This window comes from Stenotrophomonas sp. SRS1 (assembly GCF_026130205.1).
Lineage (GTDB): Bacteria > Pseudomonadota > Gammaproteobacteria > Xanthomonadales > Xanthomonadaceae > Stenotrophomonas > Stenotrophomonas rhizophila_B.
This window is the reverse complement of sequence record NZ_JAINFD010000002.1, coordinates 588,992-605,879: the sequence shown is the minus strand read 5'-3', so window position 1 is coordinate 605,879 and position 16,888 is coordinate 588,992. Positions and strand designations below refer to the sequence as shown.

Below are 16,888 nucleotides of genomic sequence, written 5' to 3'. Positions count from 1 at the left end.
CCTTACCAGGAGACACCGCGATGAAGCGCGAGTACGACTACATCATCATCGGCGCCGGGTCGGCCGGCAACACGCTGGCCGCACGCCTGACCGAAGACGCCGGCGTCAGCGTGCTGCTGCTGGAAGCCGGCGGCCCGGATTACCGGATGGATTTCCGCACCCAGATGCCGGCCGCACTGGCCTATCCGCTGCAGGGCCGCCGCTACAACTGGGCGTATGAAACCGAGCCGGAGCCCTACATGAACAACCGGCGCATGGAATGCGGCCGCGGCAAGGGCCTGGGCGGCTCCTCGCTGATCAACGGCATGTGCTACATCCGCGGCAACGCGATGGACTTCGATCAGTGGGCCAGCTTCGATGGTCTGGAGGACTGGAGCTACCACGACGTGCTGCCGTACTTCCGCAAGGCAGAGACCCGCGACATCGGGGCCAACGATTACCACGGTGGCGACGGCCCGGTCAGCGTGGCCACCCCGAAGAACGGCAACAACGTGCTGTTCCACGCGATGGTCGAGGCCGGTGTGCAGGCCGGCTACCCACGTACCGATGACCTCAACGGCTACCAGCAGGAAGGCTTCGGCCCGATGGACCGCACAGTGACTCCGCGCGGGCGCCGTTCCAGTACCGCGCGCGGTTACCTGGACATGGCCAAGGACCGCGAGGGGCTGGAGATCGTGGTGCACGCCACCACCGACCGCATCCTGTTCGCCGGCAAGCGCGCGGTGGGCGTGCGCTACCTGGCCGGCAACAGCGCCGAGCCGATCGATGCCCATGCGCGCCGCGAGGTGCTGCTGTGTGCCGGTGCGATCGCCTCGCCGCAGATCCTGCAGCGCTCCGGCGTGGGCGCGCCGGCGTTGCTGGCCGCACTTGGCGTACCGCTGGTGCACGACCTGCCCGGCGTCGGCGAGAACCTGCAGGATCACCTGGAGGTGTACATGCAGTACGCCTGCAAGAAGCCGGTCTCGCTGTACCCGGCCCTGCAGTGGTGGAACCAGCCGGCCATCGGTGCGGAATGGTTGTTCGCCGGCACCGGCATCGGCGCCAGCAACCAGTTCGAAGCCGGTGGCTTCATCCGCACCCGCGAGGAGTTCGACTGGCCCAACATCCAGTACCACTTCCTGCCGGTGGCGATCAATTACAACGGCACCAATGCGGTCAAGGAACACGGCTTCCAGGCACATGTGGGCTCGATGCGCACGCCCAGCCGCGGCCACGTGCATGCCAAGTCGCTGGACCCGCGTGAGCATCCCTCGATCCTGTTCAACTACCAGTCCACCGATCAAGACTGGCAGGAATTCCGCGATGCGCTGCGGATCACGCGGGAGATCATCGCCCAGCCCGCGCTGGACGAGTACCGCGGCCGCGAGATCAGCCCGAGCGCCGAGTGCCAGACCGATGCGGAACTCGACGCGTTCGTGCGCGCGCATGCCGAAACCGCCTACCACCCCTCCTGCTCCTGCGCGATGGGCACCGACGCGATGAGCGTGGTCGACGGCCAGGGCCGCGTGCACGGGATGGAGAGCCTGCGGGTGGTCGATGCCTCGATCATGCCGCGCATCATCACCGGCAACCTCAACGCCACCACGATCATGATCGCCGAGAAGATCGCCGACCGGATCCGGGGACGTGCACCGCTGCCGCGCAGCACCGCTGCGTATTACGTGGCCGGGGACGCGCCTGCACGGCGCTGAGGGCGCCGCGATCAATGGGTAGGCGTCGAACGTTGCTCGGCGCACGAATCCCGGTAGTGCCGGCCGCTGGCCGGCTCCTCACGTCCTGGTAGTGCCGGCCGCTGGCCGGCTCCTCACGATCCACCAGAACCGGAAAGCCGGCCAGCGGCCGGCACTACCGGTCACGGCATCGTGTTCATGCTGGCGCGCCCGGCACCAAGGGCACCGCTCGCTTCGCGGTCAACGTACTGCCCACCGACGCCACCACGGTGCAGCCGATCGCCGCCCACTGCAGCGGGGTCAGGTGCTCGGCGAGCAGCCCCATCGCCAGCAGCGCGGCGACGGCCGGCTCCATGCTGATCAGAATGCCGAAGGTCTCCTTCGGCAGCCGCTTGAGCGCCATCATCTCCAGCGACATCGGGATCGCGCTGGAGACGATCGCCACGCCCAGCCCGAACAGCAGGATCTTCGGATCCAGCAGTGCCATGCCGGCGTGCGCCACGCCGACCGGCACCACCACCAGCGCCGCCGCGCACAGCCCCAGCGAGACCGTGTGCCCGGCCGGCAGATGCCCGGCACGCTTGCCGAAGATGATGTACATCGCCCAGCACACCGCCGCGCCCAGCGCGAACATCACCCCGGCCGGATCCAGTGGCTCACCATGGCCCAGCGGCAGCAGCAGCAACAGCCCGACCAGCGCGCAGCCGACCCAGATGAAATCGACCGGCCGCCGCGAGGACCACATCGCCACCGCCAGAGGCCCGCAGAATTCGATGGCCACCGCGATGCCAAACGGGATCGTCCGCAGCGCCATGTAGAACAGCAGGTTCATCACGCCGAGCGTGATGCCGTAGCGGATGATCGTCCCGGCGTCGGCGCGCGAGGTGGTCCATCGCCACGGCCGGAACACCATCAGCAGCACCAGCGCTGAGAAACCCACGCGCAGCGCGCTCGTGCCCTGCGCACCGATCAGCGGGAACAGCTGTTTGGCATACGAGGTGCCGACGGCCAGCGAGGTGACCGAGCCCAGGACGGCCAGGGCGGGAAAGAACGTAGAAAGGCGGGAGGTCGACATGCGCACAGGATATTGCGGATCGCCTGCCGACGCCGCCTTGCTGCAGGTCCTGAGGCGGCCTCGATGTGCCGCGCTCTGAAGGCGCTGAACGTTCCCCGGGCGGAGGCACCTGCGTCAGCGCGTGGCCGACAGCGCAGCATCGAACAATGCCGTTGCTTCCGTGATCGCCGCCCCGTGTGTGGCTTGCTTGTCGGCCGCAACCTGGCAGAGTGCGCCGACGCGCGTCTGGCCCAAAGCCGTGCAGCTGGACAGGAAGTCGTAGTGCCCCACCGCCGGCAAGGTGGTCAGCGTCGCCTTCGGAAGCGACGAGGCAGCCACGTCGCTGTTGGTGGCCGGTGAGGCTACGGTGTCGGCTGCACCGACGATGATCGATACCGGCTGCGTTACTTTCTCCAGTTCCTCCGGCGCGAACGCCTGCACCATGGCCGGCGCGATCAGCACTACCGCACGTACCCCGGCAATGGCGCGATCGTCACCGGCCTTGGCCACCCACGGGGCCAGTTCCGGCGTCGCTGCGGCGGTCATCCGGCGCGCCAGGGTCAATGAGGGAGTCTCGGCCTGCGGGGCGCAGACGCCGTCGTCAGGCTGCGCGCGGCAGAACGCCAGCAGCCGCTGCAGATCCGGGCGTGCGCCCGCGGCGACCAAGGCAGTGAACCCGCCGGCCGAATAGCCCGCGATACCCAACCGGGTGGTATCGATCTCCGCTGCCAGCACCTTATCGGCCTGCACGGCAGCCAGCGCGGCGGCCAGGTCATCCACCCGGTTCCACATCAATATGCTGCCGGCCTCGGTCATCGGGTCCACCCCGTTGTTGCCGGGATGGTCCACCGCGATCACCACGTACCCGGCCCGCGCCATCGCGGTACCGAACCAGCCCATCATCCGGGCACTGCCACCGTTGCCGTGCGAGAGCAGCAGGACCGGCCAGCGGCCTTTGGCAATGGCGGCATCGGCGGCCGCCGTACCGACCTCGAACAAGGGCGCCCCCGGCGGGCCGATCGTCAGCGCGGTTTCCTGCGCATCGGGCTGGGCCGGATACCACACGGTGTAGCGCACGCTGTCGCGGTGGTCGGCATCGCGCACGGCCGCACTGGGCGTATGTGCAACGCCGTGCCGCTCGCCAACGGGCGGCACGGCCCCAGCGGCAAACAGGGGCAGGCAGAACGCCAGCAGCGCGGCACAACAACGGGCGGTCATTCGCATCGGTCAATCTCCTTGAGGTGCAACGTGTCGGCCAGCGGCAGCCAGATCTCCACCCCGCCGTGGCCACTGCGGTCATCGAAGCGCGCGTCGTAGCGCTCCAGGTCCGGTGCGTCGGCCAGGGTCAGGCCGGACGCCGGCAGATAGTCATTCAACAACCAGAACCAGGTGGAGCGGATCGCGGAAATGTGCCCGGCATGCCAGGCCACCAGATACTCGCGGGGCGCAATCGAGATCGCCTGCCAGCCAGCGGGCACGGGCGCGGATGCACTGATCTCCACGCCGGCGATGTAGTCGAAGCCGCCGTCGGCATCGTTGTTGCCGCACACGCCGTAGGCGATCTCCGTACCCAGGCCATGCGCTTCGTCCAGGCGCTGCCATTGCGAGGGAATCGATGCGACGGTCGCGGAAGTGTGGCGTGCACCGATGCCGGCCACGCGCAGGGCACCGCAGTGCGCGCGATGGGGTTCGATCGTGCAGGGTGTCGAGGGGTCGATCAGTTTCAGTGCCTCGACCAGCGCCACGCCGGCCAGCCCCTGCTCGCGTACCTGCTCGGGCGAGCGTCCGAACTGCTCGGAAAATGCGCGGGTAAAGGCCGCATGCGAGGCGTAGCCGGCAGCGATGGCCACCTCGAGGATGCCATCAGCCCCGGCGGCCAACTGATGTGCGGCGTCGGTCAGCCGGCGGCCACGCAGATAGCGCACCACCGAGGTGCCGGTGCTGAGTTGGAACAGCCGCGAGAGATGGAACGGCGACAGCCCCACCACGCCGGCGATATCGGCCAGCGACGGGTTTTCAGCGAAGTGGCTTTCGATGTACCACAAGGCCCTGCGTGCCGCACCCATACCGCCAGATCCATCGCTGTTGAACGGGACCGCAGCGTAACCCAGCGCGCACCGCGGCATTTGATCGTTCTTGCTGTAAGTTGCAACACACGACGGGGACGCGGTCTCAGCCCCTTACCGCCGCCTCGATGGCCGCCACGTCAATCCTGCGCATGGTCATCATCGCCTCGAACGCACGCCGGGCCACGGCCGGATCCTTGCTGGTCACCGCGTCGGTCAGCACGCGCGGCGTGATCTGCCAGGACAGGCCCCACTTGTCACGGCACCAGCCGCAGGCGCTTTCCTCACCCCCATTCCCGACAATCGCGCTCCATAGCCGGTCCGTCTCGGCCTGGTCATCGGTGGCGATCTGGAAGGAGAACGCTTCGCTGTGTTTGAACGCCGGCCCGCCATTGAGTCCGATGCAGGGGATGCCGGCGACGGTGAAATCGACGGTCAGTACGTCGCCCTGTTTGCCGGAGGGAAAATCGCTCGGCGCGTGGTGCACCGCGTGCACCGCGCTGTCCGGGAAGGTGGCGGCGTAGAAGGTGGCGGCGTCCAGCGCGGTACCGTCGAACCAGAGGCAGATCGTGTTCTTGCTGACCATGGGCGTCTCCTGCAGCAGAGGATGGATTGCGCCCGCTCACGTTAGGCGCGCCGGTGTTAAGCCTGCGCGCGGATGCCCCGCCTGGATGAATACGCACATGCCTTGGTCCACCATCGTCAGGATCAATACAGAGATCGGATGCGGTTGATGATGCGAATCATTGCCATTACCATAGTGTGATCCGGGTCGCGCAAGGGATGCGCACCCGTGAACAGTTATCGAGCCCGCGTCGGGTCACCGCCCCCGCCAGCCGCTGCCTGCCCCACCCCGCTCCGCCGCAGGCCACCCAGGACGCCGGCCATGCCCGTTGCCGCCTTTCTGGAAACGCCGATGACCCGCTCCGCCCACGTGCTGTCCCGCCCGTCGATGCACCGTCGCCCGCTGCCTCAGGCCTTGATGGTGGCCCTGTGCACCCTCGCCATTGCGCCTGCGTTCGCGCAGGATGCTGCCGCTGATGCCACCACCCTGGACAAGATCGTGGTCAAGGGCGAGCGCGCCGAAGGTTATTCGGTCCGCAGGACCTCGGCCGGCACCCGCTTCGATCTGGCCCCACGCGAGATCCCGCAGTCGGTCAGCATCATCAGCCACCAGCGCATCGAGGATCAGAACCTCGATGACATCATCGACGTGCTGGCCAACACCACCGGCGTGAGCAGCACCCAGTCCGATACCGAGCGCACCGAGTTCTACGCGCGCGGCTTCTACATCGACAGCTACCAGTTCGACGGCCTGCCGACCCAGATGGTGCAGAACTGGAGCTACGGCGATTCCGGCCTGGACCTGGCCCTGTATGACCGCGTGGAAGTGGTGCGTGGCGCCACCGGCCTGCTGAGCGGCGCCGGCAACCCGTCCGCCTCGGTGAACCTGATCCGCAAGCATGCCGACAGCGCCGAGCTGACCGGCAGCGTGTCGGTGAACGTCGGCAGCTGGGGCCGCACCCGCAGCACCGTGGATGTGACCACCCCGCTGAACGCCAGCGGCTCGGTGCGCGCGCGCGTGATCGGCAGTTACCTGGATACCGAATCGCAGATGGACCGCTACGACCAGCACAAGACGCTGGGCTATGCGGTCATCGATGCCGACCTGACCCCGGACACCCAGCTGAGCGTGGGCTATGACTACCAGCAGAAGCGCGCCAACGGCGCGACCTGGGGTGGCTTCCCGATGCTGTTCTCCGATGGCACCTCCACCGGTTACGACGAATCGTTCAATGCCAATCCGGGCTGGACGTATTGGGATACGACCAGCAAGCGCGCCTTTGCCACTCTCGAACACGGGTTTGCCAGTGGCTGGAAGTTCAAAATCGGCGCGACGCATGACGAAACCAAGGCCGATGATAAATTGTTCTACACCGCCTACAACGACTGGATGACTGGCGCGTCCTACTTTGACAAAGAAACCGGCGCTGGTATCACGCCTTCTGCAGGCTTCTACAACACCGAGCGCAAGGTCAGCGCGGTCGATGGCTTCATCGACGGCCCGTTTCAGCTGTTTGGTCGCGAGCATCAGTTCATGGCCGGCCTGAGCTACAACAAGCGGGAGTACGCCAACAAAGGCGATTACCAGCCGGATTTTTACAGTGATCCGATTGCGCCGTACCTAGCGTTGCCCAACTATCTCGGCTGGAACGGCAATTTCCCAGAACCAGAGTGGCGCGCAATGAAGCTGCAGAGCCGTGGCACGATCACTCAGAAAGCGGGTTACGCGGCTACCCGCCTATCATTGGCCGAACCGCTGAAGCTGATCATTGGTGCGCGCTATACCGACTGGAGCTTGGACGGTCTGGAGGGCACAGTCGTCAGTCGCTTTAGCCACAAGGTCACCACGCCGTACGCAGGCCTGGTGTTCGACCTCAACGACACCTATTCCACCTACGCCAGCTACACCGAGATCTTCCAGCCTCAGACGCTGAAGAACCGCGCAGGCAGCTACCTGGATCCGGTGGACGGCAAGAGCTACGAGGTGGGCGTCAAGGGCGCGTGGTTCGACAACCGCCTGAACGCGTCGCTGGCAGTGTTCCGCATGGAGCAGGACAACGTCGGCCAGGCCACCACCGAGCCCGTCCAGGGCAGCCCCAATGAGTTCGCCTACATCGCCGCGCGCGGCACGGTGAGCCGCGGTTTCGAGTTCGAGCTCAACGGTGAACTGGCCCCGGGCTGGAACGCAACCTTCGGTGCCTCGCGCTACGTGGCCAAGGACATCAACGACGCGGACATCAACACCAACCTGCCGCAGACCACCATCAAGCTGTTCACCAGCTACACCCCGCAGTCGCTGAGCGCGCTGACGGTCGGCGGCGGTGCCAACTGGCAGAACGGGATCTACTATCCGGTGCCGGCCTACGGCCGCATCGAGCAGGGCGGCTACGCGCTGGTCAGTGCCTTCGTGCGCTACCGCATCTCCCCGGAGTTCAGCGTGCAGGCCAACCTCAACAATCTGCTGGACAAGACGTACTTCTCGCAGATCAACGGGTACGGTGCGTACGGTGATGGTCGCAATGGCGGCCTGACGTTTACCTGGTCGTTCTGATCGGTCATTGACCGTAACGCTTCAACAAAGGAGAGCCGGGCATTGCCCGGCTCTCTGCGTTTTGCACGATGCGCAACGGCCGCGCGGCGCCGCACGGCCAGACCTCGGTAGTGCCGGCCGCTGGCCGGCAGCCTCATGAACGATGAAAGTCCTGCCTGGTTGCCGGCCAGCGGCCGGCACTACCATCAACGTCGTGCGCGCAGCACCAGCGCCAGACCATCACGGCCGTGCGCGCAGCAGCGCCAACCCGAACCCGATGAAGATCGTGCCGACCACGCGGTCGAACACCTTGCGCAGCCCCGGCTTGGCCAGATAGCCGGCCAGCCCGCGGCCGCCGGCGGCGTACACCGCATACCAGAACATCTCCATCACCGCGAAGGTGCCCACCAGGATCACGAACTGCGGCAGCTGCGGCTGGGTGAGATCGACGAACTGCGGCAGGAACGCCGATGCGAACAGCAGCAGCTTCGGGTTGCTGATGCCGATGATGAAGCCATCGCGGAACAGCACGGTGCGTGAACTGGGCACCAAAGACGTGGTACTGCCGACGTCGATCGGCGCATCACCGCCGCGCCAGGCCTTGATCCCCAGGTACACCAGGTACGCCACGCCCGCGTAGCGCAGCACGTCGAACACCATCGGCGAGGCCTTGAGCACCGCGCCCAGCCCGGCGGCGGAGATCGCCAGGGCCAGTACCAGCGCGGTCAGGCAGCCGGCCATGGCGGCGATACTGCGGCGGAAGCCGACGCGCACACTGCGGGTCATCACGTGCAGCATGTTCGGGCCGGGCGTGCCGCACAGGACGAACACGGTGACGGCGAAGATCCACCAGGTATGCAGGTTCATGGCAATGCCGTTCTAGAGAGAGGTAGTGCCGGCCGCTGGCCGGCAGAGCAATGATGCCTGACGGAAACAGCATCGGCAGGCCGGACTCGCGAGATGGCCGGTCCTCGCAACAGCGTTGTCCGCCCGAAACGCACCGGGGCGCCCTCATGGCGCCCCGGTATGTCACGCCCGCATCAGCCCGCGATCAGAACCGCAGGTCCGCGCGCACGTACCAGTAGCGCCCGCGCGGGATGTCGTAGGTGGAGGCGTCATAGCCGTTGAGCGAGCACGACAGGCAGATCGGCGGATCCTTGTCGAACACGTTGTTCAGGCCGGCGCTGAGCTGCAGGCCCTTCATCCAGTCGATCTTGTAGCCCACCTGCATGTCGTGGAAGGTGGTCGCCGCCAGCTCGTTGGTGCCTTCGGCCTGGTTGCCGCAGATCGGGAACGCCGCCACGTCGCCACACTCCTCGGTGAGCTTGGAGATGTGGCGCACCGTCCAGGAGGCATTCCAGTTGGCCAGATTCCAGCTCAGCGTGGCATTGCTGGTCCACTCCGGAATCGAGCTGTCGGCCACTTCCACACCGGGCTCCTGCGGCTGCTTCTGGCCGGCTGCCCCCAAGGCCTCATAGCGGCCGACGAAGGTGTTCTGCCAGCCCAGCTTGAACTGCCCGATCTCCGTCTGCGGCAGGGTCCAGAACAGATCCACATCCCAGCCATCGGTCTTGATCGAACCCAGGTTGGTCAACCGGTTGTTGAAGCTGCTGACCGCACCGGTCGAGGCGCGGGTGATGCCACTGCAGTACAGCGGGTCCAGCGTGTCCACGCACAGGTCGAGCTGGGTCTGCGCATTGATCGCCTGGATCGCGCCTTCGATGTGGTGGCGGTAGAACGTCACCTCGACATCGAAGCGCTCCGACCACGACGCATTGCTGCCAAACCACGGACTCCACACGAAGCCGGCACTGAAGCTGCGCGAACGCTCCGGATCCAGTTCCGCGTTGCCGCCGGTGGTGACCGATATCTGCGAGTTGGCCTGCTGGAAGCCGCCCGGCACGCCAAGCGCCGCACAGTTGGCCGCGCTGCCGCGCGGCGGGGTGCCACCCAGCCCGACCGAGCAGGGATCGAACAACTGCAGATCGGCACGCGCGGCCGAGCCGTACAGCTCGCCGATCGACGGCGCGCGGAAGCCTTCGGCATAGCTGGTGCGCAGCACGAAGTCATTGGTCACCTGCCAGCGCAGGCCGTACTTCGGGGTGAACTCGCCGCCGAAGGTGGAGTAATCCGAGTAGCGCCCGGCCAGGCTCAGGTCGAGCTTTTCGCCGAGCGCGCTCTTGGCGAAGATCGGTACGCTCAGCTCCAGGTAGGCCTCGTTGACATCGTAGGACCCGGAGGTGGGCAGCGACGGCACGCCGTTGTAGTGACCGATCACGGTCAGCGGATCCGGATCGTAGCGGCCCTCGTACTTGCGGTACTCATAGCCGGTGGCGAACGAGACCGGGCCGGCCGGCAGGGTGAACAGTTCGCTGCTGAGGTTGGCGGTGAACAGGCTCAGCTCGTTCTGGCTGCGATCACGGACCACCGGCTGGATCCAGCGCAGCATGTCCGGGGTGATCGAGCCGACCCCACCGAAGATGTTCAGCGGTACGCAGCCGGGGGTGGCCGCACACACCGCCGGATCGCCCAGCGCCATGTTGACCTTGTAGATGTCGTAGCTGCCGTAGTTGGTCTGTTCGGCCTTGTTCTTGCTGTACATGCCGTTGAGGTCCCAGAACCAGCTGCGGTCCGCGGCCTGGAACTGGCCCACCAGCCCGGTGGCGAAGTACTGGGTGTTGACCTCCTGCTCGAACACGCGCGGGCCGCCTTCCACCGGGCGGCGACCGATCAGGCTCATGTTGCTCGACGCATCCAGATCGAAGCCGAACGGGTTGTACGGGTTGAGCGCGGAAACCACGATGTTGTCCGCCAGCGGGTTGCCGGTGGCGCCGTCCGGGCCGAAGAACAGCGGCTCGGGGCCAGCCTGGTTGGTGGACTCGCGGCGGTTGCCCAGTGCCTTGATGTACCACTGGATGTCATCGGTGAGGTCGAAACGGAACTGACCGAAGATACCCTTCCGCTCGGACGGGGTGAGCACCAGGTTGTACTCGGCGAAGTTGAAACGGTCGGCCGAGGTGAAGCAGTGGTAATCGTCGCTGCGGTTGCAACCGGCAGTGCCGTCATAGCGTGGATTGCTCACGCCGGTGTTGGGCACGATGTTCTGGCTGGCGCCGGTGTTGGGGTCCACGAAGGCGAACCGGCCCTGCGGAATGCCACCACTGCCGAAGGCCAGCCCGGTACCCGGAATCGGGAAGCGCGACTGTTCGCGGTCCCGTGCATATACCGGGTCCTGCTTGGTCCAGCTCGCACCCAGGAACAGGCTGTAGCGGTCGCCACTGGTGCCCCAGGCCAGGTCGACGCCCTTCTGGGTGCCGTCGCCCTTGGTGTACTCGCCATAATTCATCGTCACCTGCGCGCCATCGAATTCGCGGCGGGTGATGATGTTGACCACGCCGGCGATGGCGTCGGAGCCGTACAGCGATGAAGCGCCGTCTTCGAGCACTTCGATGCGCTCGACGATGGCCAGCGGGATGGTGTTCAAGTCTGTCGCCGCGCCCACGCCGGAGGCGGAGGATTCGTTGACCCAGCGGATGCCGTCGACCAGCACCAGCACGCGCTTGGCGCCCAGGTGCCGCAGATCGACCTGGGCCGAGCCCGCGCCCACACCGCTGCCGTCCGGCGGGAAGCCGAAGTTGCCCGAGGAATTGAACTTCGCATTGAGCGCCGAACCGGAGCCGGTCAGCTGTTGCAGCACATCGCCGATCGAGGTCAAGCCGGTACGTTCGATCTCGGTACGGGTCAGGGTCTGGATCGGCACCTGCCCTTCCACCTCGGCCCGCTTGATGCGGCTGCCGGTCACTTCCACCCGGTCCAGATCGGTCGTACTGCGGGGCGCGTCCTGCGCGCTGGCCAAGACCGGCGCAGCCAGCAGCAGGCACACGGATACGGCAACCGCCAGCGGGCGGTGATGCAGGTTGTTCATTCGCTCTCTCTCCAAAGGAATGTCGGGCTGGGCTGCCGCGCCCCCCCTGCATGGCGGCAGCGTCTCCTTTGTAAACAAACGGTAAACAGGCCGACGTGACGGCCGACACCTTTTCACGCGGAATCGACAAAGCCGACTGTGGAAATCGAAGACAGATGTGCTCGCAGGATCTGCAGGGAGCTCGGCCAAAAGCCTTGTTTTCAAAGGCGCTTATGGTCCACAGCATCGCCAACGAGGCATGACTGGGCAGAAGGAATGCCGCGCGACGTTTATCCCTGAGATGTCGAAGAAACCACCGTCTCCATGGCTCCCTGCGCGTCGCGATCGGCTGAAATGCGTTATCGCGACGACCCGATAGCCTCCCGCTCTGCCCGCTCGGCATCCATCACGGCGGCCATGTTCCGCAGGAACGCGGATTCGATCGAGCGAAATAATCCGCATCGCCAACCCGCCCGCCGCGCGGCGAGTGGTTTGTCATCTGGTCTGCATTTCCGGACGCTGCTCGGCGCGGGCGCTGTTCATCCTCGAGTCGGCTTGCCCTCACTCCCTTTCACCCCGCGCCGTTATGCTTTCCCGCATGACTCGACTTCCCCTGTATTTCTTCAGCGCAACCGTCCTGCTGGCCTGCACCGGCGTCAGCCCGGTCGCCGATGCCCAGAACCTGGATGCGCAGCGCGCGCAGCTCAAAGCCGTCATCGACAACGCCGAGCGCGGCCAGTTCGATCCTGCCCAGGCGGCCGCATTGAGCCGGCACCCGCTGTATGGCTGGGTCGAATTCGCGAACCTGCGGCGCAACATCGACACCGTCAGCAATGCGCAGGCCCAGGACTTCCTGAAGCGTTACAACGGCCAGGCCGTGGCCACCAGCTTCCGCAACGTATGGCTGCCGGCGGTGGCGCGGCGCCAGGATTGGCCGACGCTGCTGGCCAACTGGACCGACACCTCCAACGCCGGCCTGCGCTGTGCACAGCTCAACGCGCGCCAGGCCACCGGCAAAGCCGATGCGCAGTGGGTCAGCGAGGCGCAGGCGATCTGGCGCAGCACCGGCAAGTCGCTGCCCGATGCCTGCGACCCGGTGTTCGCTGTACTGGATGCCAAGGGCGGCCTGAGCGCGGAGCTGCGCTGGGCACGTATCGACGCGGCGGCCGATGAGCAGCAGCCTGCGGTGATGCGCAGTGCGGCGCGCGGGCTACCCGCGGCCGATCTGGCCCTGGCCAACACGTATGCCGCCTTCGTCGACAAGCCCAACGCCAGCGCGCTGAACTGGCCGCGCAATGAGCGCAGCCGGCGCATCGCCACCGATGGCCTGGCCAAGCTGGCCAAGGCCGATCCCGGGGCCACCGAACAGCAGTTGCCGCAGTACGCCGATGCCCTGCAGCTGAGCGCCGCGCAGCGCGCGCAGGTGCTGTACCAGATCGCGCTGTGGACGGTGGCCTCGTACGGTCCCGAGTCGGCCCGTCGCCTCAATGCGGTGCCCGAATCGGCGTACGACGAGCGCCTGCACGAATGGCGTGCGCGCGAAGCGCTGTCGCGCGGCGACTGGCCGGCCGCACTGACCGCGATCCGCAAGATGGGCCCGACCCAGCGCGCCGATTCGCGCTGGCGCTATTTCGAAGCGCGCATGCTGGACAAGACCGGCAAACGCAGCGAAGCGCAGGCGGCCTTCCGTGAGGCGGCCCGTGCGGCCACCTTCCATGGCTTCCTGGCCGCCGACCAGCTCGGCCAGAACTACACGCTGTGCCCGTGGGAACCCAACGACAGCGCCCAGGCGCAGGCGGCGGTCGCGCGCGACCCGGCGATCGTGCGCGCGATGGAACTGTTCAAGATCGAACGTGCGGGCTGGGCCGTGGCCGAGTGGAACGATGCGCTGAGCCGTTACGACAACACACAGCGTCGTCTCGCCGTGGAAGTCGCCCGCGACAACGGCTGGTTCGACCGTGCGGTGTTCTCGCTCGGCAAGACCCCGGACGAGCAGCGCCTGTACGCGTTGCGCTTCCCGCTGCACCACGACGACAGCATCCGCCGCGAGTCCGCCCGCAATGCCATCGACCCGGCCTGGGTGGCCGCGGAGATCCGCGCCGAGAGCATCTTCAACCCGAAGGCCCGCTCGCCGGCCAACGCGATGGGCCTGATGCAGGTGCTGCCCGCCACCGGCGCGGCGGTGGCCAAATCGATCGGGCTGACCAACTACGGCGGCGCCGCCAGCCTCTACGATGCGGACACCAACATCGCCATCGGCACGGCCTACCTGCGCCAGCTGATGAACAAGTACGACGGCCTGCCCTACGTCACCATCGCCGCCTACAACGCCGGCCCGACCCCGACCGCCCGCTGGCAGTCGCAGCGCCCGGGCTTCGATCCGGACATCTGGATCGAGACGATCAGCTACAAGGAAACCCGCGAGTACGTCGCGCGCATCCTGGCCTTCAGCGTGATCTACGACTGGCGCTTGAACGGTGACGCGCTGCCGGTGACCGACCGCATGAACGGCCGCCTGCAGGTCAAGCGCAAGACCTTTGCCTGCGCCGCCAACGCCGACAAGGGCGGGGACTGAGCGGCTCCGGGCTGCCGGGCGGCTCCGCAAATCCGGCACTCCCGGTTGGCGTGGCCTTGGTCCACTGCGGCATCATGGGCATATGAAAATCTATCTGGTTGGCGGCGCCGTGCGCGACCGCCTCTTGCAGCGCGCCCCGGGCGACCGCGACTGGGTCGTGGTCGGGGCCACCCAGGCGCAGATGGAAGCGCAGGGGTACAAGGCCGTGGGCCGTGATTTCCCGGTGTTCCTGCATCCCGACACCGGTGAGGAATATGCGCTGGCCCGCACCGAGCGCAAGTCCGGTCGCGGCTACCGGGGCTTCGTGGTCGATGCCGATCCGGCCGTGACGCTGGAGGAGGACCTGCAGCGTCGCGATTTCACCATCAACGCGATCGCCTGTGATGAAGCCACCGGCGCCCTGGTGGACCCATATGGCGGCGTGCGCGACATCGAGCAGCGCGTGCTGCGCCACGTCGGCCCGGCCTTCGTCGAAGATCCGCTGCGCGTGCTGCGCGCGGCCCGCTTCATGGCGCGCTTTGCGCCGCTCGGCTTCACCGTCGCCGACGAGACGATGGCCCTGATGCGGGAGGTCGCCGCCAGCGGCGAGCTCAGTGCTTTGGTGCCCGAGCGTGTGTGGCAGGAGCTGCGCCGTGCGCTCGCCTCGGCGCGGCCGTCTGCCTTCCTGCGCACGCTGCATGACGCACATGCACTGGGCGCGATCCTGCCCGAGCTGGAGGCCCTGTACGGTGTACCCCAGCGCGCGGAGTTCCATCCGGAAGTCGATACCGGCGTGCACCAGGAAATGGTGAGCGACATGGCCGCTCAGCTGGCCCCGGGCGATGACCTGATCGGCTTCGCCGCGCTGACCCACGACCTCGGCAAGGGCCTGACCCCGCCGGCCGAATGGCCGCGCCACATCATGCATGAGCAGCGCGGCGTCGCCCCGCTGCGTGGGTTGGCCGAACGCCTGAAGGTGCCGGTCGATCACCGCCAACTGGCCGAAGCGGTCTGCCGAGATCATCTCAACGTGCACCGCATCGACGAACTGCGCGATGCCACCGTGCTGGAACTGCTCGGCCGCTGCGATGGGTTCCGCCGTCCCGAGCGCGTCGCGCAGATCGCGCTGTGCTGCGAAGCCGACAAGCGCGGCCGGCTCGGCTTCGAGGACAGCGACTATCCGCAGGGTGAAACGCTCAAACGCCTGCACCAGGCGGCGCTGGCGGTGCAGGCGCGCGATCTGGATCTGACTGGGCTGAAGGGGCCTGCGGTGGGTGAAGCGCTGGCCAAGGCGCGTACGCGGGCGATTGCGGCGGCGCGCTGAACGTCTGCGCCCCTGCCCGCCCATGCATCAACCGGCCGGCGCGGCGTAGCCGTTTTCAGCGTCCATCCACCAGCTCAGCGGCCTGTTTGCAGGCCGGTTGTGCGAGAAGCCATTCGCGCGCCGCCGCGGCCGCGTCCTGCCCTGCGCCTACCGTAACGTCGGGCTGCAAGCGGCTGCCGTCGCCTACGCCGTTGCGGTCGGCGATCACGCTACCGGTCAACAGCAGCAGACTGCCATCTGGCAGACGCTGGGGGGTATTGGCGGTGGAATAGCCGGCAGTGGGCTGGCCGAAGCTGCGCGAGGCTGCCCGGCCGCGGAAGGCCAGCACCGATGCCTCGCCGGAACTGGCAGTGCGCGGCCCGAACAGGACGGCCACCGGCGCGCCTGGGTGACGCAGTGTGTACTGCGTGTTGCGCGATCCGACCACCGCCTTGCCGTCCAGCCAGACCGCACCGTCGCGGTACGCCCACGGCTGGCGTTTGTCGGCCAGCAGGAACATGCCCACCGGATCAGCGCCCTTGGCATCGCCCAGCAACGGGCCCATGCCCAACAGCATGGGCCACATATTGCCGCCGCCATTGCTGCGCAGGTCAACCACCCAGCCACAGCGGTTGCCATCGTCCTGTTCCTGGATGCGCGCCTGCAGCGCGATGGCCGCCTGCTTGCGGGCTTGGTATTGCACGTCCTTGGGCTGGGAGGAATCGTCCATGTAGGCGCCCACTCTGATCCACCCCAGACGCGCTGTCGGTCCGGTGCGGGCGTCATCTGTCTGCGGGGTCGCAACACCCATCGCGGTTTGAGTGGCCTGTGCGCGCTGCGACTGCGTGCGCTGCTGGCTGGTCGATATCCAACGCCCGTGCCCGCCACTGCTGCGCTGGATCACATGGTCCAGCAGCCGCCGCGTCTGCGCCGGGTCACGCGCAGCCGCCAGCTCCACGCGCGCCTTGGACCAGTCCACACGGTCGCGATACAGCGACTGCTGCTGCAGCAGCTCCAGGATCCGCGCCTGTGCCTCGGCGCTGGGTACGTCCTGTGCGTGTGCAGCGCCGCTTGTGGTTGCAAGCGCTACCATCAACAGCCAAACACGTCCTGCGATCATCGTGCTACATCCCTGTAGTGAAGAGGTCGCAGCTTAGCGCCGCAAACGGTCATCGGCACAATGCACCGTTCACATGACCAGCGACGCGTGACACTGCAATGGAGCCGGCATCGCCGATTCCGT

General features: G+C 66.9%; 11 protein-coding genes. 4 read left to right on the top strand and 7 right to left on the bottom strand.

Going from position 1 to position 16,888, the window contains the following annotated elements:
• Window positions 1–20: 20 nt before the first annotated feature.
• A complete protein-coding gene (betA, locus tag K4043_RS08380) occupies window positions 21–1,691 on the top strand; it encodes a choline dehydrogenase (protein ID WP_265308938.1) in 1,671 nt (556 codons plus the stop codon).
• A gap of 175 nt (window positions 1,692–1,866) precedes the next feature.
• On the opposite strand, the gene K4043_RS08375 is transcribed toward betA, so the two are convergent.
• From K4043_RS08375 to K4043_RS08360, 4 genes are all read right to left on the bottom strand, one after another.
• A complete protein-coding gene (locus K4043_RS08375) occupies window positions 1,867–2,745 on the bottom strand; it encodes an EamA family transporter (protein WP_265308937.1) in 879 nt (292 codons plus the stop codon).
• A gap of 114 nt (window positions 2,746–2,859) precedes the next feature.
• Entirely contained in the window at window positions 2,860–3,948 is a 1,089-nt protein-coding gene (locus K4043_RS08370; RefSeq protein ID WP_265308936.1) for an alpha/beta hydrolase, read from the bottom strand.
• Window positions 3,939–4,790 carry an AraC family transcriptional regulator gene (locus K4043_RS08365; protein ID WP_265308935.1) on the bottom strand — a complete coding sequence of 284 codons (852 nt, stop codon included), beginning with the start codon at window positions 4,788–4,790 and terminating at the stop codon, window positions 3,939–3,941. Before K4043_RS08365 ends, K4043_RS08370 begins: the two co-directional genes overlap by 10 nt.
• A gap of 106 nt (window positions 4,791–4,896) precedes the next feature.
• Entirely contained in the window at window positions 4,897–5,376 is a 480-nt protein-coding gene (locus K4043_RS08360) for a VOC family protein (protein WP_123730191.1), read from the bottom strand.
• A 330-nt stretch (window positions 5,377–5,706) separates the two neighbouring features.
• Here K4043_RS08360 and fhuE point away from each other — a divergent pair, with 330 nt between their 5' ends.
• Window positions 5,707–7,905, top strand: a complete 2,199-nt coding sequence (gene fhuE / locus K4043_RS08355) for a ferric-rhodotorulic acid/ferric-coprogen receptor FhuE (RefSeq protein ID WP_265308934.1) — start codon at window positions 5,707–5,709, stop codon at window positions 7,903–7,905.
• A 219-nt stretch (window positions 7,906–8,124) separates the two neighbouring features.
• Here fhuE and K4043_RS08350 read toward each other — a convergent pair whose 3' ends face one another.
• Complete coding sequence (locus tag K4043_RS08350; RefSeq protein ID WP_265308933.1) at window positions 8,125–8,751, bottom strand: LysE family translocator; 627 nt, start codon at window positions 8,749–8,751, stop codon at window positions 8,125–8,127.
• Window positions 8,752–8,935: 184 nt separating this feature from the next.
• The gene (locus K4043_RS08345) at window positions 8,936–11,809 is read right to left on the bottom strand and encodes a TonB-dependent receptor (protein WP_265308932.1); all 2,874 of its coding nucleotides are present in this window, start codon (window positions 11,807–11,809) and stop codon (window positions 8,936–8,938) included.
• Between the two features lie 577 nt (window positions 11,810–12,386).
• Here K4043_RS08345 and K4043_RS08340 point away from each other — a divergent pair.
• Together K4043_RS08340 and K4043_RS08335 are read left to right on the top strand one after the other, a co-directional pair.
• Window positions 12,387–14,363 (top strand): transglycosylase SLT domain-containing protein, encoded by a 1,977-nt coding sequence (locus K4043_RS08340; protein WP_265308930.1) that lies wholly within the window; start codon window positions 12,387–12,389, stop codon window positions 14,361–14,363.
• Between the two features lie 82 nt (window positions 14,364–14,445).
• Window positions 14,446–15,666, top strand: a complete 1,221-nt coding sequence (locus K4043_RS08335; RefSeq protein ID WP_265308929.1) for a multifunctional CCA addition/repair protein — start codon at window positions 14,446–14,448, stop codon at window positions 15,664–15,666.
• A 55-nt stretch (window positions 15,667–15,721) separates the two neighbouring features.
• Here the strand turns inward: K4043_RS08335 and K4043_RS08330 are convergent, their stop codons facing one another.
• Window positions 15,722–16,738 (bottom strand): S41 family peptidase, encoded by a 1,017-nt coding sequence (locus K4043_RS08330; protein WP_265308927.1) that lies wholly within the window; start codon window positions 16,736–16,738, stop codon window positions 15,722–15,724.
• Window positions 16,739–16,888 lie beyond the last annotated feature (150 nt).